18 protein-coding genes are annotated in these 23,115 nt (G+C 47.8%); 9 read left to right on the top strand and 9 right to left on the bottom strand.

Annotated features, from left to right (window positions below):
• Positions 1-150: 150 nt before the first annotated feature.
• Positions 151-3,000, bottom strand: a complete 2,850-nt coding sequence (locus tag C0638_RS18820) for an alpha-amylase family glycosyl hydrolase (protein WP_058712310.1) — start codon at positions 2,998-3,000, stop codon at positions 151-153.
• Between the two features lie 561 nt (positions 3,001-3,561).
• Here C0638_RS18820 and C0638_RS18815 point away from each other — a divergent pair.
• From C0638_RS18815 to hydF, 7 genes are all read left to right on the top strand, one after another.
• Positions 3,562-3,927 (top strand): hypothetical protein, encoded by a 366-nt coding sequence (locus tag C0638_RS18815; RefSeq protein WP_013371601.1) that lies wholly within the window; start codon positions 3,562-3,564, stop codon positions 3,925-3,927.
• 128 nt (positions 3,928-4,055) lie between these two features.
• On the top strand, positions 4,056-6,218 hold the full coding sequence (gene fdhF / locus C0638_RS18810; RefSeq protein ID WP_058712313.1) for a formate dehydrogenase subunit alpha: 2,163 nt from the start codon (positions 4,056-4,058) through the stop codon (positions 6,216-6,218).
• Positions 6,215-6,844: a 4Fe-4S dicluster domain-containing protein gene (locus tag C0638_RS26065; protein ID WP_058712309.1), complete on the top strand. Its 630-nt coding sequence runs from the start codon at positions 6,215-6,217 to the stop codon at positions 6,842-6,844. Before fdhF ends, C0638_RS26065 begins: the two co-directional genes overlap by 4 nt.
• A gap of 32 nt (positions 6,845-6,876) precedes the next feature.
• A complete protein-coding gene (locus C0638_RS18800) occupies positions 6,877-8,382 on the top strand; it encodes a [FeFe] hydrogenase, group A (RefSeq protein ID WP_233902222.1) in 1,506 nt (501 codons plus the stop codon).
• A gap of 70 nt (positions 8,383-8,452) precedes the next feature.
• Positions 8,453-9,043: a 4Fe-4S dicluster domain-containing protein gene (locus tag C0638_RS18795; RefSeq protein WP_013371605.1), complete on the top strand. Its 591-nt coding sequence runs from the start codon at positions 8,453-8,455 to the stop codon at positions 9,041-9,043.
• Between the two features lies 1 nt (position 9,044).
• Complete coding sequence (locus C0638_RS18790) at positions 9,045-10,493, top strand: aspartate ammonia-lyase (RefSeq protein ID WP_082689684.1); 1,449 nt, start codon at positions 9,045-9,047, stop codon at positions 10,491-10,493.
• Positions 10,480-11,733, top strand: a complete 1,254-nt coding sequence (gene hydF, locus C0638_RS18785; RefSeq protein ID WP_058712306.1) for a [FeFe] hydrogenase H-cluster maturation GTPase HydF — start codon at positions 10,480-10,482, stop codon at positions 11,731-11,733. Before C0638_RS18790 ends, hydF begins: the two co-directional genes overlap by 14 nt.
• A gap of 146 nt (positions 11,734-11,879) precedes the next feature.
• On the opposite strand, the gene hydG is transcribed toward hydF, so the two are convergent.
• From hydG to C0638_RS18770, 3 genes are all read right to left on the bottom strand, one after another.
• Positions 11,880-13,292, bottom strand: a complete 1,413-nt coding sequence (gene hydG, locus C0638_RS18780) for a [FeFe] hydrogenase H-cluster radical SAM maturase HydG (protein WP_013371608.1) — start codon at positions 13,290-13,292, stop codon at positions 11,880-11,882.
• Positions 13,293-13,340: 48 nt separating this feature from the next.
• Positions 13,341-14,360: a [FeFe] hydrogenase H-cluster radical SAM maturase HydE gene (gene hydE, locus C0638_RS18775; RefSeq protein ID WP_058711555.1), complete on the bottom strand. Its 1,020-nt coding sequence runs from the start codon at positions 14,358-14,360 to the stop codon at positions 13,341-13,343.
• Between the two features lie 288 nt (positions 14,361-14,648).
• Positions 14,649-16,265, bottom strand: a complete 1,617-nt coding sequence (locus C0638_RS18770; RefSeq protein ID WP_040103517.1) for an alkaline phosphatase — start codon at positions 16,263-16,265, stop codon at positions 14,649-14,651.
• Positions 16,266-16,503: 238 nt separating this feature from the next.
• Between C0638_RS18770 and C0638_RS18765 the strand changes: the two genes are divergently transcribed.
• Positions 16,504-17,421 (top strand): LysR family transcriptional regulator, encoded by a 918-nt coding sequence (locus C0638_RS18765; protein WP_013371611.1) that lies wholly within the window; start codon positions 16,504-16,506, stop codon positions 17,419-17,421.
• 338 nt (positions 17,422-17,759) lie between these two features.
• Here C0638_RS18765 and C0638_RS25415 read toward each other — a convergent pair whose 3' ends face one another.
• From C0638_RS25415 to C0638_RS18745, 5 genes are all read right to left on the bottom strand, one after another.
• Positions 17,760-17,900, bottom strand: coding sequence for a hypothetical protein (locus C0638_RS25415; RefSeq protein WP_165082404.1), 141 nt, complete (start codon positions 17,898-17,900; stop codon positions 17,760-17,762).
• 78 nt (positions 17,901-17,978) lie between these two features.
• Positions 17,979-18,779, bottom strand: a complete 801-nt coding sequence (locus C0638_RS18760) for a hypothetical protein (RefSeq protein WP_058711556.1) — start codon at positions 18,777-18,779, stop codon at positions 17,979-17,981.
• Positions 18,780-18,850: 71 nt separating this feature from the next.
• Positions 18,851-19,270: a hypothetical protein gene (locus C0638_RS18755; RefSeq protein WP_058711557.1), complete on the bottom strand. Its 420-nt coding sequence runs from the start codon at positions 19,268-19,270 to the stop codon at positions 18,851-18,853.
• Between the two features lie 238 nt (positions 19,271-19,508).
• Positions 19,509-20,789 carry a helix-turn-helix domain-containing protein gene (locus C0638_RS18750; RefSeq protein ID WP_058711558.1) on the bottom strand — a complete coding sequence of 427 codons (1,281 nt, stop codon included), beginning with the start codon at positions 20,787-20,789 and terminating at the stop codon, positions 19,509-19,511.
• A gap of 21 nt (positions 20,790-20,810) precedes the next feature.
• The gene (locus C0638_RS18745) at positions 20,811-21,629 is read right to left on the bottom strand and encodes a carbon-nitrogen family hydrolase (protein WP_058711559.1); all 819 of its coding nucleotides are present in this window, start codon (positions 21,627-21,629) and stop codon (positions 20,811-20,813) included.
• A 176-nt stretch (positions 21,630-21,805) separates the two neighbouring features.
• Here C0638_RS18745 and C0638_RS18740 point away from each other — a divergent pair, with 176 nt between their 5' ends.
• Positions 21,806-22,987: a pyridoxal phosphate-dependent aminotransferase gene (locus C0638_RS18740; RefSeq protein ID WP_058711560.1), complete on the top strand. Its 1,182-nt coding sequence runs from the start codon at positions 21,806-21,808 to the stop codon at positions 22,985-22,987.
• Positions 22,988-23,115 lie beyond the last annotated feature (128 nt).

Raw genomic sequence — 23,115 nt, 5'->3', positions numbered from 1 at the left:
ATTGAGGCAAGACTAACACACCAAAGGCCTAAGGTTATTTTTCCTTTTGACCTTTGGTATGACTCTATTTTTATATCATTATCGTTTTGCGCTAAAACATTGAGATTGAGTGCATCACCATACCGTACACCGTCAATCTCCGATGACTGCTTACTTCAAATAGGTTCCCGTTTCTCCAATTCCACCACTGCCATTCAAAACATATACCCTTGCATTTCCTTTACCGGAGCAATTCAAGGTAATTTTGCCATCCGTAACTTTTTTGGAATCACCGGTCACTGCATCCACATAGGTTCCGTTCGGAATTCCGGAAAACGTTGCGTTTCCCGAAATCGTGACCAACGCAAAGCTGTCAATGCCTTTGGCGCTGTCGGTATATCTTCTCTTAAACGCAAGATTACCCGTTACATTTTCTGTAGAATACTGGCCTTTTTGCAAGGCAGGAACAGCTCTTCTAATTAAATTTAGCTGTCTGATATGTTTCGCCAGAGGATGGTTGAGTGATTCCGCAAGCGTGCCAGTAGCGTTTGTGTATTTGCCATAATCTTGTACCATAACACTGCCTTCTATGTGATCGCCGTAGTAAGCCCGTCCCGTTTTGCTTAGCGGTGCATTTGGACCCGGATCAATGACTGCCCCCTTTTGAAATTCGATTTCGGAGCCATAGAAGATGGCGGGTATTCCGCGGAAGGTGAACATCAGATCGAGATTCTCGGCCCAAGTATCTTGTGTGCCCGCAAATCTTTGATTTTCCGGAGCCTGGTCGGGCGCATAGTCATGGGAGTCGACATAGGTTACATTCCAGGTGGCATCATTGTAGTATTGATCTCCACTTCTCATATTGAAGGCTTCATGCGCGGTCTTGAATGCCCAATGCATAGGAAAATCTATCACATCCATACCCGATTTCATCGAATAGTCAGGCGTATGATAGGTATTGCCGATTAAGAAAGCATTGTTCGAGGTTGGCTGTCCTGCTGTAGTAGAGTTATCCGTCCACTCTTGTTCAACCGACATTTTATTAGAGGCATAGTCATTTTTCCCATCGCCCGGATATGATTTTGAAGCCTTCCAAGTATAGAATGGCGTTGAAATCGCTGGAATTCCGCTGTTCCAAACATCTCTGTACCGGGTGGCTACTTCTCCAAAAACATAGAAATCCGAGCCGCCTCTTGTCTTCCAGGCAGGAATATAGTATTTATTGAAAATATATCGGCTCACATGCTTCACTGTATCGACACGGAAAGCGTCAACGCCCATGTCTATATAGTGATTGTAGGTATCAATTAAATATTTGTTAACTGCAGGGTTTTCCGTGTTCAAATCCACGCAATCTCCCGCTATCTGACCAGTCTGAACAGTATAGGACTCCCAGGAAAGACTTTTCTCTGTATGGTAAATATTATTATTCGTTTCGGCGGTCTTCATTAAAGCGAGCCTTGCCTTATACTGCTGATCGGGTGTCATGGAATCATAGTTTGACGGCAGCTTATCCGTAGTTTTCACCAAGTTGTTACCGGTATCCGGTTTAGCCGGATCTTTCTTAAACATGGGGTACAGATTCTCTTCACCAAAATTACCGGTATGATTGACGACGATGTCCTGAATAACCTTCAGCCCTTTGGCATGGGCCGCATTGATCAAATCCTGATAAGAAGCTCCTGCCGATTCATACCTTGGATCTACTTTGGCAAAGTTTATAGCATGGTAACCATGATAATCATAACCGCTGGCATTCTGCACAACAGGTGTAATCCAGATGGCACTAAATCCGAGGGCTTTGATATAATCGAGCTTTTGAATCAGTCCCTTAAAATCTCCTCTCCAAGCCGGGTCCGAATCCGGATTACGCGCCTTGGTATCATCCCATGCATGCACATTGTTGCTTGGATCACCGTCATAGAACCGGGAAGTAATCACGAAGTAAATAGTGTCTTCCCGAAAATCCCCCTTGTCTCCAATATTATAAACAAAGCTCTGTTTGGTTTGATTCCCAGCACCGTCTATAACAAGAAATTTTAATGTCGTGGTCCTGGAGATAAGGATGGACGGTCCGGTCAATCCGGTCAGTGCGTTACCGTGGATGTAGACTTTTGAGCTTGTGGTCGGTTCCGTACCATCCTCCGTGTAGTATGCCTTGGTCGTTGCCGCCTTGTTATCTTTCAGGTTGAAGGATATCGTCACAGAGGAACCGGAATGCCCGGCAGGCAAATTAGCCGTGATTGTCGGAGCTTTCAGATCGGCATTTAGGTCAATTACATAATCGAAAGAGGATGCATTTCCAGTTTGACCGATTGAATTGACAGCGATGGCTTTGATAGTCAAAGACGAAGCAACCTTGATTGGAGTGGTATACAAGGTCGAGGAGGTCGTAGGTGTCGAACCGTCTATCGTATAATAAATCTTATCGCCACTGTTGGTGCTGGACAGCGTTACCATTTGGGCCGAATCGTATGTTTTCGGCTCGGGAGAGATGGAAACCACCGGAACTTTTGGAGTTTCCGGGTTGGCATCATACCATACGTTATCCGTGTAATACCAGCCCTCTTTCACACTGCGGGACAAGTCGGCCGTCTGTTTGCCACTACTATCATTAAAGATGAGACTTGAGCCTGTCGCCTCGGCAATGGTATAGCTATACCAGTCGTTTCCGTCCGACTTCATCAGAATCCCGGGCCACGCCCCACTAATCGGAACGGTTGCCGGATTCAAATTCCAGTAATGGATTCGAATTGCTGAATTCCAGCTTGCAGGCTTTTTAAAGTGAACCGTTAATCCGTTTTGAGTTGATGTAGGTGATGCTGTAGGTGCATACGTCGCAGTAACGGTAGAAGTGGCCGATGCGGTTGGCAGTGGAAGAGCATTCACTGTGGAATGCGTATAGGCGGCTGTATAATCGGTGTTACTGGCCGAAGCACCGCCAGGTAAACCGAAAAAGTTCAAGCAAAGCGACAATATAATCAACCAAGAAATAAAACTCCCTGTTTTTTTTCTTAGCAAGTTAACACCCTCCTGATAAAATTTAGTAGCTAGATCGTGCAACCGGTTGCATAAAAAATAAAAAAAAAGAAAGACACTTATTTTGGATAAAATGAATCCATTGATCGCCTCCCCCGTGTTATGTAAGGAAAACCATTGTACGCGCTTACAAAATAAACTCTTAAAAAAGCCCGTTTAAATACGGATCTAAAATAATCAATGATTTTTCCTTTTTTGATTATATCATCCATACTTTTCCTTGGTCAATGTATTTGCTAGTGTGTAGATTTCCTCCGACCATAATCACTCTTTATGAAAAACCAATGGCTACTTTTCCAGAACTCTCTCGCTCGCTAAATTCCCAGTATACCTACCTCCAATCTAAACTATGTAAAATTTTGGTTGGGTGTAATGAATTTCACATCTTTCCGGGTCAACCTGTTCTACCATAGAAGAGTGATACGCCGTGCTGGGCAGACCATTTTGGTCGGGACGTTTACTTCCTGTTCTAAATTAGCTACAGAGGCTGTCTAGCATGCGCGGCAAGTACGCCTTTATTTTGATTCGAAGCGGAGTGTCCAGATGTTGAATACCGAATTGGAATACCGTGAGCGCATCAGGAAGCTGGCCGTATGTATTGTCAAGCATTACCGAGGAAAAGGACCGGACAACGTTAAGGTTTCTTTGAACTCACCACTCCGAGTTACAGTAGAGATCCAAGGTACTTTGTCTAATCTGTCCGAAATTCTCGTTCATGAAGGCGCTGTGGAAAAGGTCAGTGATTACTGGAATGTCCTTCGTCCTTATCTGGAAAAGGAGTTTATGAGGGAAGCCGAAAAAACACTTGGCAGTCCCTTCACTTACACTTGGGAGGTCTGCCCCTCCGTCCATGGAGACGGACACATTATCATTACTCTTGAACTACAACACATACCCCGGTTGGATTAGCGGGAAGGAGATTATCTCCTCGCTCGCGGATAAGCCAGTACAGAATGCAGCGTAAAGCGGCATTTTTGTATTGGCTTTTTTTATGTTACGAGTTTCATCTATTTCATATAAAAAGAGGTGCTGCACACATGGCAGACAAGGTATTAACAGTATGTCCCTACTGCGGAAGTGGTTGTCAGCTTCATTTGCTAGTGGACAAAGGACAGGTAATTGGCGCAGAGCCGGCTAATGGTCGTACAAATGAAGGAACATTGTGTTTGAAAGGACATTATGGGTGGGATTTTCTGAATGATCCACAGATTCTGACTGCACGCTTGCGCAAGCCCATGATTCGCAAAAATGGAGTCATGGAGGAAGTGGAATGGAATGAAGCCATTCAGTATACTGCCGAACGGCTGTCAGCAATTAAGGAAAAGTATGGACCTGACTCTATCATGGGGACGGGTTCCGCACGCGGTCCGGGGAATGAAGCCAATTATGTCATGCAAAAGTTCATGCGGGCAGTCATTGGCACCAATAATATTGATCACTGTGCCCGTGTTTGCCACGGTCCTTCCGTAGCAGGCTTAACCTACTCGCTTGGGGATGGGGCTATGTCCAACTCTATTCCTGAAATTGAACATTCTGATCTCCTTTTCGTATTTGGATACAATGCGCCAGAAACGCATCCAATCGTCGCAAGACGTATTGTAGCTGCCAAGCAAAGAGGTGCCAAAATTATTGTATGTGATCCTCGTATGACTGAAACAGGGCGCATCGCGGATATGTGGCTACCTCTAAAAGGCGGCTCGAACATGGCTTTGGTGAACGCCTTTGGTCATGTGCTAGTACATGAAGGGCTGTACGACAAAAGATATGTCGAAGCAAACACAGAAGGCTTTGCCGAATATGTAGAAAACATTAAAAAATATACACCTGAATATGCGGAAGGTATTACGGGTGTCAAGGCTGCTGACATTCGGGCGGCTATGAGGGAATATGCCAAGGCTCCTACCGCTACAATTCTATACGGAATGGGCGTATGTCAATTTTCACAGGCCGTTGATGTGGTAAAAGGTCTCGCTTCCCTTGCCCTGCTTACTGGTAATCTGGGCAAGCCAAATGTAGGTATTGGACCTGTACGTGGACAAAACAATGTCCAGGGCTCCTGCGACATGGGTGCATTACCCAATGTGTATCCTGGTTACCAGGATGTCATCGACACTGCAGTTCGCAAAAAGTTTGAAAAAGCATGGGGTGTTGAACTGCCGCGTAAAAAAGGATATTCACTTACAGAAGTACCGCATCTCATTCTGAAAGAGAACAAGCTGAAGGCTTATTATATCTTCGGCGAAGATCCTGTACAAAGTGATCCGAACGCTGCCGAGCTGCGTGAAGCGCTGGAAAAATTGGAATTTGTCGTGGTGCAGGATATTTTCATGAACAAGACGGCACTGCATGCGGATGTCATCCTCCCTTCTACCGCTTGGGGCGAGCATGACGGGGTGTATTCTTCGGCAGACCGTGGCTTTCAGCGCATCCGCAAGGCCGTCGAGCCTCAGGGTGATGTAAAGCCAGACTGGGCTATTATTAGCGAGGTTGCTACCGCTATGGGCTACCCTATGTCCTATGCAAACACAGAGGAAATTTGGGATGAAATGCGAAGCCTAAGTCCCTTATTCGCTGGTGCCAGCTATCAGAAAATGGAGGAACAAGGCGGCGTACAATGGCCATGCCCTACAGAGGATCATCCAGGTACACCGTATTTGTACAAAGGCAATCAATTTTCCACACCTAGTGGTAAAGGCCGATTATTCGCCTGCGAATGGCGACCACCACAAGAACAGCCGGATGTACAATTCCCGCTTGTCTTATCTACAGTACGTGAGGTAGGCCATTACTCCGTACGTACTATGACTGGTAACTGCCGTGCATTGCGCCAGTTGTCTGATGAGCCTGGATTTATTCAGATTAGTCCGGAAGACGGAGCAGATCTAAACATTCTAGATGGCGAAATTGTGGCTATCTCCTCGCGTCGGGGACGCATTATGGCACGGGCACAAATCAGTGACCGTGTGCAGAAAGGTGCGACCTACATGACCTATCACTGGTGGGTCGGAGCATGTAACGAGTTGACCGCCGATTTTCTCGACCCGGTATCCAAAACCCCGGAATTAAAATACTGTGCCATCCGGTTGGAGCGGATTGCCGACCAAGCGCAGGCTGAACGTGATGTACATGAATCATACCAACAGATTCGTAAACAAATGAACGTTCAGGAAGCCGTTTTAGCTGACAAGGTGACGAGATGAGCGGCGCGCGCAACACGCTGAGCCGTCCGACAAACAGAATGGGGTCAGCCGATAGAACAAGTGCTATTGCTTCCTCATTCGTCGTTGCAGACGGCGGGCAATGTATTGGCTGCAAAGCCTGTGAACTGGCGTGTTTTGCCGTTCATGGGCAGGCGGGCGGCATAGGCGCTTCGGTCGGAACCGTCAGTGTGCCTGTGGTTCCCAAGGTATATGTAGTGCGCGCCGGAGATACGTACGTGCCAGTGCAATGCCGGCATTGTGAAAATGCCCCCTGTGCACATGCCTGCCCGGTGCAGGCCATTCGCCAGGAGGATGGCGTAGTCATGATTGATGAGGAGCGATGCATCGGCTGCACCTCCTGTGTCTTGGCCTGCCCCTTCGGAGCAATCGAGGTGCCTCCAGTCTATCGAGCCGGACACGTTATCACGCAGTCCGGTCTGACTAACCGTGCAAATCGAACCGCGCTTCCCCGCACTGCGGCAAGCAAATGCGATCTGTGCGCGGAAACAGAGAACGGACAGCCTGCTTGTGTAGAGGCCTGTCCAAATCATGTGCTACGGCTGGCCAATGGTATATCCGACTCGCCTCCAGAGCCTCGGCGGGAAGTCTTTTTCCCACGCCTGTAAGGTCAAAATCAGCCGCAGAAAGGTAGAAAAACATGTCAACAACAGACAAGATCTCTTCGCCTCCATGTATGAGGACGTCTGATTCTACAGACCCCGTCATTCATATTGACCCAACGCTCTGTACTGGATGCAGACGCTGTGCGGGTGTTTGTCCGGTAGATGCCATAGAGGGACTGCCTGGAGAACCTCAAACCGTGAACGCAGACCGCTGTGTTATTTGCGGTCAATGTGTGCAAATCTGCAGCGTATACGCCACAGATTGGGCAGATTCATCTCCGCAGGCATCCGCCATCAAACGTCAGGAACGTATACGTGAACGCGATATGCCTGCCGACACCGGCGAACCGCTCTTTGCTGCCTATTATAGCTACAGCCTGAATAAGGTAGCTGACATGATGAAGAAGCCAGGACAGCTTCGAATCGTGCAGTGCGCCCCAGCCATTCGTGTGTCACTCGCGGAGGAATTTGGCATGCCGTTTGGTACCCTAACACCCGGCAAAATGGCCGCTGCCCTTCGTCGCCTCGGCTTTGATCGAGTATATGATACGAATTTCGGAGCTGACGTAACCATCATGGAAGAAGGCACTGAGTTGATTCGCCGCGTAACCGAGGGTGGACCGTTACCGATGTTCACATCCTGCTGTCCAGCTTGGGTCCGTTTTGCCGAGATTGAATACCCCGATCTGCTAGACCATCTATCCAGTTGCAAATCGCCAATGCAAATGGTGGGAGCGCTGGTCAAGACCTATGGTGCACAGCTGGATGAGGTGGAACCTGCGAATATTTACAGCGTCGCGATCATGCCATGTACCTGTAAACAATTTGAATGCGATCGTCCCGAAATGGAATCCGACGGTTATCGTGATGTGGATGAGGTATTGACCACGCGTGAGCTTGCATACTGGATCAAGCAACAAGGCATTGATTTTATGAACCTGCCTGATGAGGAATTTGATGCACCGCTAGGTCAATATTCAGGCGCAGGTACTATTTTTGGTGTAACTGGAGGAGTTATGGAAGCTGCCATCCGCACAGGTTATGAACTGCTGACGAATGAGAAGCTGCCAAAGCTCCAGCTGGATTTTGTCCGTGGCGAGGAAGGCATTCGAGTAGCGGAGGTACAGGTGGGCGAATTGCAGCTCAAGGTAGCGGTCGTCGCTGGACTCCAGCATGCCTATCAGCTCCTGGATCGTGTGCAGGCAGGCGAATGTGATTATCATTTTATTGAGGTGATGGGCTGTCCAGCTGGATGTATCAGCGGAGGAGGGCAACCCAAGCTCATGTTAGAAAAACAAAAAATCGAGGCTTATCGTGCGCGTAAATCGTCTATCTATGGACATGATGCTGCATCTCAGGTGCGCAAATCGCATGAGAATCCTTTTATCATCAAGCTGTACGATGAATTTCTAGGTGAGCCGCTAGGTCATGTATCACACCATCTGCTGCACACGACCTTTCAAAAGCGTGGACCCGGCAGGCAGAGCCGCAGCAGCAGTGATATGTCCGTCAAAGGACATAACGATTATCCCATTCATTAGTACGTTCAACACATAGATATAATCATTAGAAATTATAATTTGCCGTTAGTTAGAGAGGAGTCGAGTTAGTATGAATCGCTTTGTTTTAGCTGATCCCGATCAGTGTATCGGCTGTCGTACCTGTGAAATCGCATGTGTTATCGCACATTCATCGGAGAACCCTTTTATCTCGCCAGATGACGAGTTTCATTTTCACCCTCGCTTAAAGGTGATCAAATCCTTTGGAGTCACCGCACCTGTCCAGTGTCGTCACTGTGAGGATGCTCCATGTGCTAATGCTTGCCCGAACGGCTCCATTACGAACGCAGACGGCTGCATTCTTATTAACAGCGAAAGTTGCATTGGCTGTAAAACCTGCATGATCGCCTGCCCTTACGGCGCGATTACCATGGTGCCTCAATACAGAGACGGACAGCCGGTCGTGCAAGACGGACTGTACACTAATGTGTCGGGTCGTTTGCAACCCAAAGAACGCATGATTGCCAGCAAATGTGATTTGTGCGAAGGTGTGGATGGCGGACCGGCCTGTATTGGAAAATGTCCAACGCAAGCCCTCAAGCTGGTCGAGCCAGATCTGGTTCATGCACGGGTTGAGGAAAAACGAGCTGCAAGTGCACGTCAGCTGCTGCATATGACACGTATTCCGGCGACGGGTCTATAACATGACTCCGTCTTCTCCTCTGGTCAAAGTTATGCGGACCGAACGGGATGCACTAGGAGACATGGAAATTCCTGCGGAGGCCTTGTACGGTATTCACACCGCACGTGCGATGAACAATTTTGCAGTCAGCGGCAGGCCCGTGAACAGAAACCTGATTCACGCTCTTGTATTGGTGAAAAAAACGGCCGCTCAAGTCAATGGTGAGCAGAAACGGCTACCTACTCACCGGGTGTCTCCCATTGTAAATGCCTGCGATGAATTACTCGCTGGACGGCATCAAGATATGTTTACCGTAGATGCCATGCAAGGCGGCGCAGGCACCAGTACCCATATGAATGTAAATGAGGTCATTGCTAATTTGGCCATCGTACAGCTAGGGGGGCAGCCAGGGCAATATGAGCTTGTACATCCGCTGGATGATGTGAACTGCTGCCAATCTACGAATGATGTCTATCCTACGGCGCTACGAATTGCTGCGATACGCCTGCTGCGCCCTTTATGTGACACGATGTCTTCGTTACAAAATACTTTACAGCAAAAAGAAATAGAATATGCCGACCTGCTCAAGCTAGGCCGCACACAGCTAATGGATGCCCTGCCTATGATGGCCGGGCAAGGCTTTGGTGCCTACGCAAAAGCTATAGCGCGTGACCGTTGGCGCCTCTATAAAGCCGAAGAACGGCTGCGAGAAATCCCAATTGGAGGCACGGCGATTGGCACAGGTATGAATGCGCCTCGGGCTTACAGCTACCGGATGGTCGAAAAGCTGGCGGACGAGACTGGATTAGGACTATGTCGTAGCGACCACCCCATGGACCCGATTCAAAATATGGATGTCTTCGTTGAGGTATCGGGTCTACTTAAATCCGCTGCCGTAAATCTGCTCAAAATATCTAGCGATTTTCGTCTGCTGGCCTCTGGTCCTTTCGGTGGTATCGGTGAATACATGCTGCCTCCGGTCCAAGCTGGCTCCTCTATTATGCCAGGCAAGGTCAATCCGGTGATGGCAGAAATGGCCGGATTGACAGCGATGCGCGTGATGGCCAATGATGCGGCTATCACGATGGCTGCTGCCTCTGGACAGCTGGAGCTGAACGCGTTCCTACCGTTGATTGCCGAGTCGCTGCTGGAATCTCTGCACATTCTCAGCAATGCCGTTCAACTGTTCGAGGAACGGTGTGTGCGCGGTCTGATCGTACATGAGGAACGCTGCTCTGCTAATCTGCACAGCTCAGCTGTGATGGCTTCTGCGCTAGTCGCGGAACTTGGCTATGATGAAGCTGCTTCCATTGCATCAGCAGCCATTGCACAGGGGCGCTCACCAGAGGATATTGCAGAGGATCGCGGTCAACTGACCCGTGCGCGGATTGACCAATTGTGCCATCCCTATACCGTTACCAAGCCCGGAATTCCGGGGCAGGAAGAAGGAACTCACCATGGGAATGAATGATACCCCGAGAAGCAACCGACCACATATCGTTCTGCTTGGTCGCCGAAATGCAGGCAAATCCAGCATTCTGAACACCTTGACCGGCCAGCCCGCCGCTGTGGTATCACCTATAGGAGGAACGACTACGGACCCCGTTTTCAAGCCGATGGAGCTACTTCCTGTGGGTCCCATTCTTCTGGTGGATACCGCCGGACTGGACGATGAGGGTGAGATCGGGGAGCTGCGCCGCAACAAAACGCTAGAAATTCTTAATAGTACAGACTTGGCTCTGCTGGTCATCGACGCCACTGTTGGCGTCGGACCATTCGAGCATGAGCTGCTTGAAAAGCTACGCACTAAAAAGATTCCTGTCATTGGGGTACTTAATAAAATAGATACCCTTACTGAATCAGATCCGATGGCTGCAACGCTGGGGAACGAATTGAATCTCACACTGATTCCTTTCAGTGCCGCTATGCTTCGGGGGGACACTGAACTGAAAAAGGCCATCACGAATACACTCCCCCAAAACGAAGATCGCTTCCGCATCGTAGGTGACTTGTTGTCACCTGGCGATCTGGTCGTGCTGGTGGTTCCCATCGATAAAGCTGCGCCAAAGGGTCGATTGATTCTGCCGCAGCAGCAAACGATCCGTGATACGCTAGAGAGCGATGCCATCGCTGTAGTGACCAAAGAGCATGAACTACGTTTGACGCTGGAGCGACTGGGACGCAAGCCCCGCCTGGTCATTACCGATTCACAGGTCTTTATGAAAGTCGCAGCCGACACACCCAAGGATGTACCTCTTACCTCTTTCTCTATTCTGTTTGCCCGTCATAAAGGCGATCTGGACGAACTGGTGCGAGGGGCAAGAGCCATTGATCGCCTCAAGGATGGAGACCGTGTACTCATTGCCGAAGCCTGCACTCACCAATGCCAATCTGACGATATTGGTCGAGTGAAGATCCCTCGTTGGCTCCGCCAAACGATAGGCAAACGTCTCATTATCGAGCATGCATCCGGCTCCAGTTTCCCTGACGATTTGAGTGAATATGCGTTGGTTATTCATTGCGGTGCCTGTATGCTCAATCGGCGTACAATGCTTCACCGAATGTCTGAAACGAAAGCGGCCGGCGTGCCGATTGTTAACTATGGTGTTTTTATCGCTTATGTACAGGGGGTCTTTCCCCGCGCTATTGAATGCTTTCCATCCGCTATGCTGGCCTGGGAGCAAGCGGCTGAAGCCGGAAGTTATTCCTAAAATAACTCGCCATTAATATTTTTTCTCTAGACATACAAAAGCAGCCGCGCTGATTCCAACGCGACTGCTTTTTATGTTCAAATGCTATTATTATAAATAATAAGAATTTTCATAGCGTGAAATGATACTACCCATATTATATAATGCTAAAAATACAAATCGCGCTCGCCTGCTTCTAATCGTTCAAGTCTGTCAAGCGTCAAACGGCGTGTCGATTCACGTGGAATACGCTCCAGATTCTCTCGCAACGCGGCAGCTCCCAGTTCACGTGCCTCCTCATCCCCATAATCCAGTAGATATTCTTGGAAAGTCAGCAGCGAATTCGGCTGGCACACATTGTGAATTTGTCCGGATTTGGCAAGCTCCATGAAGCGATCTCCGGTTCGCCCCTCACGGTAGCAAGCTGTACAGTAGCTTGGCATATATCCGCCACGACATAGACTTTTAATAATTTCCGATGGTGAGCGATGGTCTCCCACCTCAAATTGAGGCTTATCTTCCGTGTCCTGTTTGGCATAGGCCCCTACGCCCGTAGCTGATCCAGCACTAATCTGTGACACGCCTAAACCAATGACACGGTCTCTATATTCCGGCTCCTCGCGTGTAGACAGAATCATACCAGCATAAGGGACAGCCAGTCGAAGGACGGATACAATTTTCATAAAATCATCATCGTTGACCAGGTACGGATATCGCTCCAGGTCTACATTTTCAGCCGGACGCAAGCGTGGAACCGAGACCGTGTGAGGCCCACAGCCAAAGACTTCTTCCAAGTGCTCGGCGTGTTTCAGCATGGCTACAGTTTCATAGCGGAAATCATACAAACCGTACAACACACCGATCCCCACATCATCTATACCTGCACGCATAGCCCGGTCCATTGCGGTGGTGTGCCAATCAAAGTCCCGTTTTGGTCCTTGTAAGTGAAATTTGCGATAGCTTTCTCGGTGATACGTTTCCTGAAATAGAATATACGTTCCAATACCCACCTCTGCCAACTTCCGATAATCCTCTTCGGTAGTGGATGCAATATTCACATTGATCCGCCGAATGCTGCCATTATCTACTTTGACCTCATAGATCTGGCGCAGACAATCAACGATATAGTCAATGGGACAATGGACTGGGTCTTCCCCCGCTTCCAGTACGAGTCGCTTGTGTCCCAGTTCTTGAAGTACTCTGACCTCTTCCACCAATTCCTCCGGGGTCAAGCGGCTACGCGTAAAGCTATCATTGGTATGTTTATAACCACAATATTCGCAGTTATTAACGCAGTGATTGCTTACATATAAAGGAGCAAACAACACAATCCGGTTGCCATAAATCTGCTCTTTGACTGCCCTCGAAGATTTGAACATCTCTTCCAATAATTCAGGATCATCCACATGCAAAAGAGCCGCCGCTTCACTTGCATTCAGTCCGCGGCAGGCTCTACCCTTTTCTAAAATTTCCAAAATGCGCTGTCGATTGGTTGCCTCTTGTTTCCCCTGCTCCACTGCAGCCATAATCTCTGCTTCATTAATAAAATCCGCCGACACTTTCTCCCGTACTCCACTCACGTATACCCATCTCCTTATTTATGGTTACTGCACTGTTTCCGTCACGTTTCACACTGTCCCCTGTCTCATAAGCTGTCGTTGCACTCTCAAACTATCGCCGCGCCCCATATCAACTTCAAATCCAGCTCCACGGATCCGCAGCTCCAAGCAATGTCTACATTGGGCAGACTCATCACCCAAACATATTTTATTCTCATAAATCGCATACTTAGGCCTCACCGCCAGTGGCGACAAATTAGGCATCACCACATTCGCTCCCGCCTGAAGCGCCTTCTCCCTTCCTTGGGGATGAATCGTCCCCATGGCCGTGGATGCCGGAATAAGCGCATCTGGAACGACCAATCGGGATAATGAGATGATATCAAGTGCCTTTTCCATGCTCCCCTGGCTGGCCTCACGAAGTGGCGTGTTGCTATGTGGTAAAAAGGGGCCAATCCCGATCATATCTGGGGACAGACTATGCAAATAGACCAAATCGTCTGCTAATTCAGTGTTCGTTTGTCCTGGCAATCCCACCATACATCCAGCCCCGATCTGAAAGCCGATACGTTGCAAAGCCAGCAGACGGCTACGCCTGCTTTCGATCGTCATCGTCGGATGCAGCTTGGCGTACAAACTGGGTGAAGCTGTCTCATGCCGGAGCAAAAAACGGTCCGCACCCGCCTCGTATAATCGCTCATAAGTTTCGTCATCCCGTTCACCGATGGACAATGTAACCGCCACATCTGCAAAACGGCTTTTAATTTCCCGAATTAGTTTCGTCAGCCGAGCAGCCGTAAACCAGTAATCTTCCCCACTTTGCAAAACAAAGGTCCGATAACCCAGTTCATACCCCTCCGCGCAGCAGGCCAGAATTTCTTCCGGCTGCAAACGGTAACGGTCAGCCTGTTTATTCGAAGCACGCAGCCCACAGTACATGCAATCCTGACGACATATACTTGAGAATTCAATTAATCCTCGTAAAAAAACACCTTTGCCATAACGCTCCAATTTGGTGCGAGCTGCCAGTTGGCGCAGCTGAGCTCGTAGCGTCGGCTCACTATCCAGACGTGTTAGCAGTTCCGCCATTTCTGTATGCGTCCATTCCTTGCCATCAGCCAGACGCAGTAATAATTCGTCCGTGACTCATCCCTTCTTCCCTCGTCCATCCGGACTTTACATCATCAGCGACTTATATCGTACATGTATTATTCTAGCAACATTAGAGAGAATATAACGTGACTAGTTTCACAAAAAATCCCATTTTCTGAAAACCAATTTCATTCTCAACTTAAAAACTACATATTCATCTCTACACAAAAAAAAAGCTGCCTCCTCCCTTATGGAAGAAACAGCTTCTGTCGATGGTTCTGTTTATCACTGAATCAAATCAATCGCTTGCTGGGGTACAAAATAATCAACGCCGTTAAATACGACTACACCGTTGAGCGTAGAATTTTTACCATTGAGTGTAGCAATATTTTTGTATACTGGAAGCTCCAGCTTGTTACTGCCTTTGGTCACTGTAATGACTTTCGTGTCTGCAGTAAACTTGGCTCCTTTAGCTTCAAAAGCGGCTTTTGCAGGAACAAACAGTTGCTTGCTGACTGTATCCAAATCCAGTCCAAGTACACGTGTCATATACTTATTTACATCCGTATTGTCGATTACACCGGATGGACGGTCTCCGTTCGGCGCGTACGTGTACAACACAACATCGCCTCCTGTATGTCCACCCGTAGTCCAGCCAATATTGGCACGTTTGCTAATCATCGGTCCGACGGCATAATTCACGCTACCTTCTTTAGCATTTTTAATTGTCTTTACTTCTTCGTCTGTCAAATCGGTGATGCCAAAATACGTGGAAAGCACCTCTTTAATATTGCTGCGATCTGCATTCAGCTTGGCTTCCAAGCCTTCCCCCGTTAGCTTCGCTTTTTTCAGCGGGTCTATAAAAGAAGCCAAAGGCGTTTTGTCATAATTGCTAGTTGTATCACTGCTACCAATCGTCAATCCACCGTTTCCGTGGTCTGTCACTGCTACGACGACAGTATTTTGATTTTGCTTGGCGTAATCCAGAGCCACTTTCACTGCATCGTCAAATGAAAGCACGTCACTAATAATTCCCGTTGGATCATTAGCATGTGCAGCCCAATCCACTTTACTGCCTTCTACCATTAAGAAAAAGCCTTTATCATTTTTGGATAACACATCAATGGCTTTCGTTGTCATTTCTGCCAAACTAGGTTCCTTGGATGCATCGCGATCCAAGTTATACGCGAGGGCTTCGGGAGAAAAGCTGCCCCAGAGCTTGTTGGAGGTCGAATTTTTCAGCCCCTCAGGTGTTGTGACAAAATCATAGCCCTGGTCTTTAATTTGAGCAATTATATCTTGGCCGTCCTTACGCCCTGCTGGCTCCAAAAACTTGCCGCCTCCACCTAACACAACGTCAACTCCGTTGTAGGCTTGTTGCATGCTGAGTGCATCATAATTTTTACGGTCAGGATAATGTGCGGTAAAATCAGCTGGTGTCGCATGCATAATCTCCGAAGTAGCAATAATTCCGGTCGATTTCCCTGCTAGCTTGGAAGCCTCCAGAATGGAAGCTACAGGTTTTTTGGCATCACCTGCTGCGATCGGTTGTTGTCCAGGCATCGTCGCTTCATCCGGAAGAACACCTACATAGCCAGTGTGTGATTTATGTCCTGTGGCAAAAGCTGTACCCGCTGGAGCAGAATCGGCAATCGGTGCATCCGCGGAATGCGTGCGCACCATGCCGCTTGCCATGCTGTCTAACGTTAAAGATGATCCTTTGTACCATCTAGCCAGTGCAGTAGCGTCATTAGCCATACCGTCTGGAATCAGAATAATTACATTTTTAATTGATGTATCCTTCTCGACTGCCATCGCTGTCCCGCCGCTTACGGTTAGCATCATTGTCGCTACGAGTGCAGCCACCGATTTTTTCGTATGTATCCCCCAACATTTTAGCATTCATTTTCCTCCCAGACCTTTTTTGTACAACCAGAACTAAGATTAATTAGGTTTTATCAGGAGAATGTTAAGGGAATTCATTATCTGTATTAAAAGGAGCTATTTGTGAAAAAACACTTCATCTATATAAAACTTGTGACACATGAGATTCGTTAGGATTGGGCATTTAATTTTATTATTGTATAATCAGTCTATAATGTAATAGGAAAAGCTTATAAGATAAGGAGCATGAAATTCGATGGAGTTCAGACAGCTTCAGTACACCCTGCAAATTGCAGCGGAAAAAAACTTCTCACGTGCCGCAGAAAAACTGCATATTGCCCAGCCTTCTTTGAGCCAGCAATTGTCCAAACTGGAAAAAGAGCTTGGGGTGCTGTTGTTTCAACGCAACACCAGCACGGTGGAATTAACACATGCCGGAGCAAGCTTTGTGGAAAAGGCAAAAAAAATAGTCGACGCGGTGGAGCAACTCCGACAGGAAATGGACGATATCTCTCAACTGAGAAAAGGGAAGGTCGTCGTTGGCAGCATGCCTATCACGGGCTCCCATTTGCTGCCGCATGTGCTGCCTGTATTCAAGAGGGCTCATCCAGACATTGAAATCGTGTTAGTCGAAGATTCCTCCATGAATCTGGAGAAAAAAACGGCAAGTGGCGATACAGATCTCAGCCTGCTCTCTCTTCCCTTAGTAGAACCTACACTTTCTTATGTGCCCATCGGTGAAGAATGGATTGATCTCGCCGTTCCTCCGGGTCATCCCCTAGCCGTGCGTAAAATCGGTGACCAGCCGCAGCCCGTGCATATGGAAGAACTTAAAGACGAGCCTTTTGTCGTCCTGAAAAAAGGGCAAGGCTTTCGCAAGCTGACGATGGATCTGTGTCATCAAGCAGGCTTTGAACCCAACGTGGTGTTTGAAAGCACTAATATGGAGACACTCCAATCGCTCGTCGCGACAGGTATGGGCGTGACACTCGTCCCCCGTTTTATCGCACGGGCCGCCAGTAGCGAGTTTGTTCCAGCATTGCTGCCACTAGCCGAACCTACCCCCAGCCGCACCCTAGCGATTGCTTACCGGAACGGACGTTATTTGTCTAAAGCTGCCGAAGCTTTTATTGATACCTTCCGAGAAACGGTCAAGCAACTTTCTCAAAAGTAGCCTCGAACGTGAAAAGGACCGTCTTCCTCCCCAGCCCAAGCCAGAGAGGAAGACGGTCCTGGGGCTTCGCCCCTATACTTTCAATACTGCAATTAGATCACGGGTTCGATTACACTGTTGCGATGTTGCTTCCATCTGTCTTCAACGAACCACATTTCATGTTCATTTGAAATTCATGTCAGCCTCGCCTGATTACTCTACGCTTGCTCGGAAACTCCACTTTATCCATCCCGCATCACTTCTTTCCTTAAGGTCTCTAGTCTTGGTATCCAAGAATGTCCTACCTCAGTTCCAATGTGCTGTGTGATCCCAAAGTGTCTGTCCTCGCCTTGTTGTGATCAGGGTCTCCCTAGATGTGGTGGACTTTTGTCCTGATCATAGCCCATTTCATAGTTGTTTCCGACAACCTGTCTATTTAAGCCTCTCGGCCGTGACAGGCCATCCCTATTCGCCAGTTCGGATCTACTTTGGTTATCCATCGTTATCAACCTCCTGGTGTCGGGATACTATTATAATACACCTATAGGCTGTATCTGAAACAGGCGGAAAAATTTTTTTTAACGGGAAGAACCAAATGCTTGCTGCACGTCAGCTTCACTCACTTGTGTCTTAAAAACCAGTTTCGAAGGATCTTGAGGCGAATATATAACCTCTATAATACTTCCCTGCTGCAGTTTGGATAGTTGGGAAGAGAAAACATCCTTTTGCGTGGTTACATTAAATGTTTCTCCACTGCTTTTCGTCACCGTCAGCGTAAATTGAAGCTTGATTTTATTGGGCCCCGCTTCCCCCATGGGTGTGACATCCAGTATCTTCGCATAGGCTTGCTCACCGGTTTTGGCAATTTCCATCAGCTCAGGCGATACGCCCTGCTTGACCATCTGCTCATTCATTAACGCTTGCAAATCCATTTGCGACACCTGACCTTTCAGGTCAAGACCTACCTTCATTTTGTCTTTCTCAGATACGATCAACGGAACGATCGAGCCCGGCTGAAATTGAGCCATGGAGGTCAAAGGAATAATTGTCGTCAAAGCAGTATCATATTTATCTTCTCCCTGTTTGGTTACGGTCAACCCGAGCTTTACCTGCGGCTGATTATTTACATAAGTCCCTGTTTGTTGAACACTTGTAATGATTCCCACTCCAGGAACACCCTTCTTGACTTTACCGCCTCCAAAAAATAGACCTAAAATACCCGGTAGAAATATAAGCGCAAATCCTGTATAAATTAACGGCCGATACCACGGAGCATCCATAATCAAAAATGGATCATCCCATAAATATTCAGCCAGAAAAGGCGAAAACCCTACGCCAAACACCAGAAGTACCCCAATCAGACTCAAAAATCCTTTCATCCTCCAAAACCCCTTTTTCAATCATCTATTTTAAAAATATGCCCGCAAGAATGGTGAAACGCTCCAATCATTTATGCTGTCACCAGCCCCATATAAATCAGCTCTGATGGATTTACCGGATTGCTCCCCAGCCCCACTGTATCTCCTGGCCGCGGAATTTGCAGCTTGGAAACGAGTGTTTCCAGTGTTTTTTGGTATCGATTGCCGTTAACTTCCGTCACATCTAGTACAAGCACCACAATCGGATCAAAATTTACGAGCTTCCCGGTATCTGTTACCGAAATGACAACCGCAGTCGCTGCCATCGCCAATCCACCGTTAGCCGCTGCTTGAGCTTGTCTTGCCGAGTTTAAGCTCTGGTTGATCTGTTCCCGATGCTCTTTGGGGATCAGACCTTTCATAAATAATCCGGATAAGCCCTTATTCATCAGTTGATCTGCATGTTCTATCGCATCCTGCTGTTTTTTCTTCTTGCCGAAAAAGTTCATCATGTGGCTGCACCTCATATTTTGTATTGTTGTTGTGCCTTATGAATTCAGTATAAAAGACGGTATCCGGCATCACAATATGTTTTGGCACATACAAAAAAACCGAAAAAACAGCAGCTTTAAACTGTATTTTATCGGTTTAGTTTTGAACTTTGGGGCGGTTTGCACAAAATTTTGCGCACTTCGGAGCATTCTTTTACACGATCATCTGATCGTTTTGTGAAAAACGAATGCATTCAGACTATTTTTTTCGCAAAAGATAGACCAGTTTACGATAATACGCTGATGATTCTTTATAACGACGACTGTCCTCGGACACTACAGCCAGCGTTTCATATAGTTGCTCAAGCCGCGCAGGATGCTGGAGGGCTTCAAAATAAGGCAAGCATTTTTGAGCATGCTTCCAAAAAGCATCCTGTTTTCCCTGGGCAAGCGCAAGCTGGCTTTCATAAAAATCAAGCCCCATTTGCTGATCCGTTGTCAGATTAGTTTTACGCAGCTGATCCAGATGCTGTGAGAGCAGCCCCCAGTTTTTCCGGGCAAACGCAATCTCGCAGCGATATATCAGCGTAACGGGCAGCATCATTTGTTGCATTTCCTCTCGCTCCCGACTCACCAGTGCTTCAAAACGCACCACTTCCTCCAAGGCCTTATCCAGCTCGCCAATCGACGTCAGCATAATAATCCGATTGTTCAGGATCGTCGTGAGCATATCTGCTGCATTTTCCAAATAGACCAAATTGGCCTCCGCCATAGACAACGTTAACAGTGCTTCCTGTACAGAACCCATAGCAAAACAATATCCGCTGTAAGCCACATACAGACCCGTCAAACGGTGAAAAAGCCGATCATCATATACTCTGCGCATCGTCTGCTCAAATACCTGCTTTGCCTGATCAAATTGCTTGACCTGAATGCAGGCCTCCATCATAATGTTTTGCGCATTGAGCCAGTTTTCCGTCCCTTCTTCCACCAGGCGGATTAGCTGCGTAACATTATTTAGTACATCATAATAATGATTTTTAGAGCGGAAATACTGAATTTTATAAAATAAAATTGCTTTTTTTAGCGGTACAGGCAGCTCCACCTCATCCGAGCGACCAAACTTCTCCAAGTAAAAATTCAAATAGGTTTGATGCAAATAATCATAGGCCGTTGGGTCATTTAACTGTTGAAAATAAACAGCCTTCATTAAATAAGTCGTCATTTCCACCACGAGCGAATCGTTGCGATCCTCCAACTGATCCACATAGCTTTCCGTAGCGGGATTAGCCAGCTTGGACAGCTCTGTGAAAATCTTATCCGCTGTAGCCAGCGTCTCCTCGTCCTCTGCCGATGCGCGCAATAGGTAAGAAGGTTGTACACCTAGGCGCTCAGCAATTTGCTCAGCTAAATCCTCAGCCAGCGGGTAACGGTCAGCCAGTATATTCGCAAAATGTGCAGGTGTAACTAATCCGTCTACTAACTCTTTACGGGATAGGTTTTTCTTTTTACACAAAAATTCAATGCGTTCCTTAAGCATGGATTATCCTTTCTACACTAACTATCGGTCATACAGCAGGGGACGCCGATCTTCAAACACCGGAATACGCCCGCGCACGTCCTGAACCAAGGCTGATTCAATTGATCCTGTGAGAATTTCCTCCTGTTCTCCGCCCTCGGCAATCATTTCTCCCCATGGATCAATGATGAGCGAATGCCCGAAGAAATCGGTATCTCCGCTACGACCTACCCGGTTACAAGCGATGACATACATCTGATTTTCAATAGCCCGTGCGGTCAGCAGGGTACGCCAGTGATGAAGCCGGGGATGAGGCCATTCTGCGGGTACGATTAGCAAATTTGCGCCGGACAGAGCCAGACTGCGGGCCAGTTCAGGAAAACGGATATCGTAGCAGATTGACGCCCCAGCCTGAATCCCGCCATCCAGTGCGAATACAACCTTTTCCTCGCCAGGCTGTAAATATTTCTCTTCATCCATAAGTCGGAACAGATGAATTTTGGAGTACGAAGCTATCTCTTTGCCTGTACGGTCAAAAACGAGCATCGTATTATACACATGACCGTCGCTTTTTTTCTCTGCGATTGACCCTGCTACTACATTCACTTGATGGGTGGCGGCAAATGCTGCTATCCATGCCCTAGTCTCCGTCCCTTCTTCGTCCGCCAGCTCATGAATGCGATCCAAGGCATAACCCGTATTCCACATTTCCGGTAGAACAATCAGATCTGGCTTTTGTTCGGCCTTCACCGCTTGTTCCATTAAAGATCGGATATGACTGTGGTTTTCGGGGGGATTTCCTATCTCTATATGAGCTTGTATAAGTGCCACACCGAATGGCTGAGCTTCCTGATACGTCAAAGTCCTTCATCCTCTCTGTGAGCCGGAACTTCCCGTGTCCTGTCGTCCGGTATTTTCTCCCATCATAGCCCGATTAATCTGGATTACGCAACCATGAAAGCTCAATTCCCCCTATACAACTCGGTAAAATCGTGATAGATTGTTTCTTAAACTATTCCAAAAGGTCGTGTACATTGATGACTCATTTTTCTATTCCCTCAGCTGACGTCATGAAACAGTTACCCACTCAATTTTTTGCCACACTTGTACAAAATGTAAATCGTGAAATTGCAGCAGGGCATGATGTCATTAATCTCGGTCAGGGAAACCCGGACACTCCTACTCCACCCCATATTGTAAAAGCTTTACAGGAATCAGCGGATAACCCGCTGTATCATAAATATTCACCTTTTCGCGGCTACAGCTTTCTCAAAGAAGCCGTTGTCCAGCGCTATCAGGAGGATTACGGTGTAACGCTTGACCCGGAAAGCGAGGTCGCCATCCTGTTTGGCGGGAAAACAGGCTTGGTTCAGCTACCGCAAGTCTTACTCAATCCGGGCGATGTGTGTCTCGTCCCTGATCCCGGCTACCCGGATTACTGGTCGGGCGTAGCCTTGGCTAAAGCGGAAATGTCATTTCTCCCCTTAAAGGAAGAGAACCGTTTTCTGCCCGATTATGAGGCCATTGCCGAAGAAGATCGCCGCCGCGCCAAATTAATGTTTCTTAATTATCCGAATAATCCCACTGCGGCAACTGCCCCACTCTCCTTCTACGAGGATACGGTTGAATTTGCGCTACGTAACAATATTGTGGTTGCCAGTGATTTTGCCTATGGCGCTATTGGATTCGATGGCGAACGGCCAGTGAGCTTCCTTCAGGCTGAGGGGGCTAAGGACGTGGGAATTGAGTTTTATACCTTGTCCAAAACATACAACATGGCCGGCTGGCGTGTTGGTTTCGCGCTCGGTAATGCCAAAATTATTTCACTGATTAATCTGCTGCAGGACCATATTTATGTAAGCCTGTTTGGCGGCATTCAGGCAGCAGCGGCGACAGCTCTGACGTCTTCGCAAGAGTGCGTAGGCCAGCTGGTGGCCCGCTATGAATCACGCCGTAACGCTTTTTATGATGCACTTGGGCATATAGGTTGGAAGGCGCCACGCCCAAGCGGCTCCTTCTTCAGTTGGTTACCTGTGCCGCAGGGCTATAGCTCGGCTTCTTTTGCCGATCTGCTACTGCGTGAAGCCAAGGTGGCTGTCGCTCCAGGGATCGGCTTTGGTAACGGCGGCGAAGGGTATGTGCGGGCAGGGCTTCTAAGCTCAGAAACCCGACTGACCGAGGCAGCTGATCGAATTGGCAAGCTAAACCTGTTTGGTTAAGCCGTATTTTCCAGCTACAACTTCTTTGCCAAACCTGGTCTTTTCGTGGTATTCTGTATCCAATATCATTTAGCGCGTTGAAGGGACTATTAAGAGAGACCCGGTCCTGTTCAGAGAGTAAATTCCGA

The organism is Paenibacillus sp. lzh-N1 (assembly GCF_002872435.1).
GTDB classification, from domain to species: Bacteria; Bacillota; Bacilli; order Paenibacillales; family Paenibacillaceae; genus Paenibacillus; species Paenibacillus polymyxa_C.
Note: the sequence above shows the minus strand (reverse complement) of the source record. Positions and strands in the feature narration are given on the sequence as shown.

Excerpts from the sequence above, each read along its gene's own strand:
- fdhF (WP_058712313.1), top strand. The coding sequence starts at position 4,056 with ATGGCAGACAAGGTATTAACAGTATGTCCCTACTGCGGAAGTGGTTGT.
- C0638_RS18815 (WP_013371601.1), top strand. The coding sequence starts at position 3,562 with ATGTTGAATACCGAATTGGAATACCGTGAGCGCATCAGGAAGCTGGCC.
- C0638_RS18795 (WP_013371605.1), top strand. The coding sequence starts at position 8,453 with ATGAATCGCTTTGTTTTAGCTGATCCCGATCAGTGTATCGGCTGTCGT.
- C0638_RS18765 (WP_013371611.1), top strand. The coding sequence starts at position 16,504 with ATGGAGTTCAGACAGCTTCAGTACACCCTGCAAATTGCAGCGGAAAAA.
- C0638_RS18760 (WP_058711556.1), bottom strand. The coding sequence starts at position 18,779 with ATGAAAGGATTTTTGAGTCTGATTGGGGTACTTCTGGTGTTTGGCGTA.
- C0638_RS18800 (WP_233902222.1), top strand. The coding sequence starts at position 6,877 with ATGTCAACAACAGACAAGATCTCTTCGCCTCCATGTATGAGGACGTCT.
- hydF (WP_058712306.1), top strand. The coding sequence starts at position 10,480 with ATGGGAATGAATGATACCCCGAGAAGCAACCGACCACATATCGTTCTG.
- C0638_RS25415 (WP_165082404.1), bottom strand. The coding sequence starts at position 17,900 with ATGGATAACCAAAGTAGATCCGAACTGGCGAATAGGGATGGCCTGTCA.
- C0638_RS18750 (WP_058711558.1), bottom strand. The coding sequence starts at position 20,789 with ATGCTTAAGGAACGCATTGAATTTTTGTGTAAAAAGAAAAACCTATCC.
- hydE (WP_058711555.1), bottom strand. The coding sequence starts at position 14,360 with ATGGCGGAACTGCTAACACGTCTGGATAGTGAGCCGACGCTACGAGCT.
- C0638_RS18755 (WP_058711557.1), bottom strand. The coding sequence starts at position 19,270 with ATGATGAACTTTTTCGGCAAGAAGAAAAAACAGCAGGATGCGATAGAA.
- C0638_RS18790 (WP_082689684.1), top strand. The coding sequence starts at position 9,045 with ATGACTCCGTCTTCTCCTCTGGTCAAAGTTATGCGGACCGAACGGGAT.
- C0638_RS18770 (WP_040103517.1), bottom strand. The coding sequence starts at position 16,265 with ATGCTAAAATGTTGGGGGATACATACGAAAAAATCGGTGGCTGCACTC.
- C0638_RS26065 (WP_058712309.1), top strand. The coding sequence starts at position 6,215 with ATGAGCGGCGCGCGCAACACGCTGAGCCGTCCGACAAACAGAATGGGG.
- C0638_RS18740 (WP_058711560.1), top strand. The coding sequence starts at position 21,806 with ATGACTCATTTTTCTATTCCCTCAGCTGACGTCATGAAACAGTTACCC.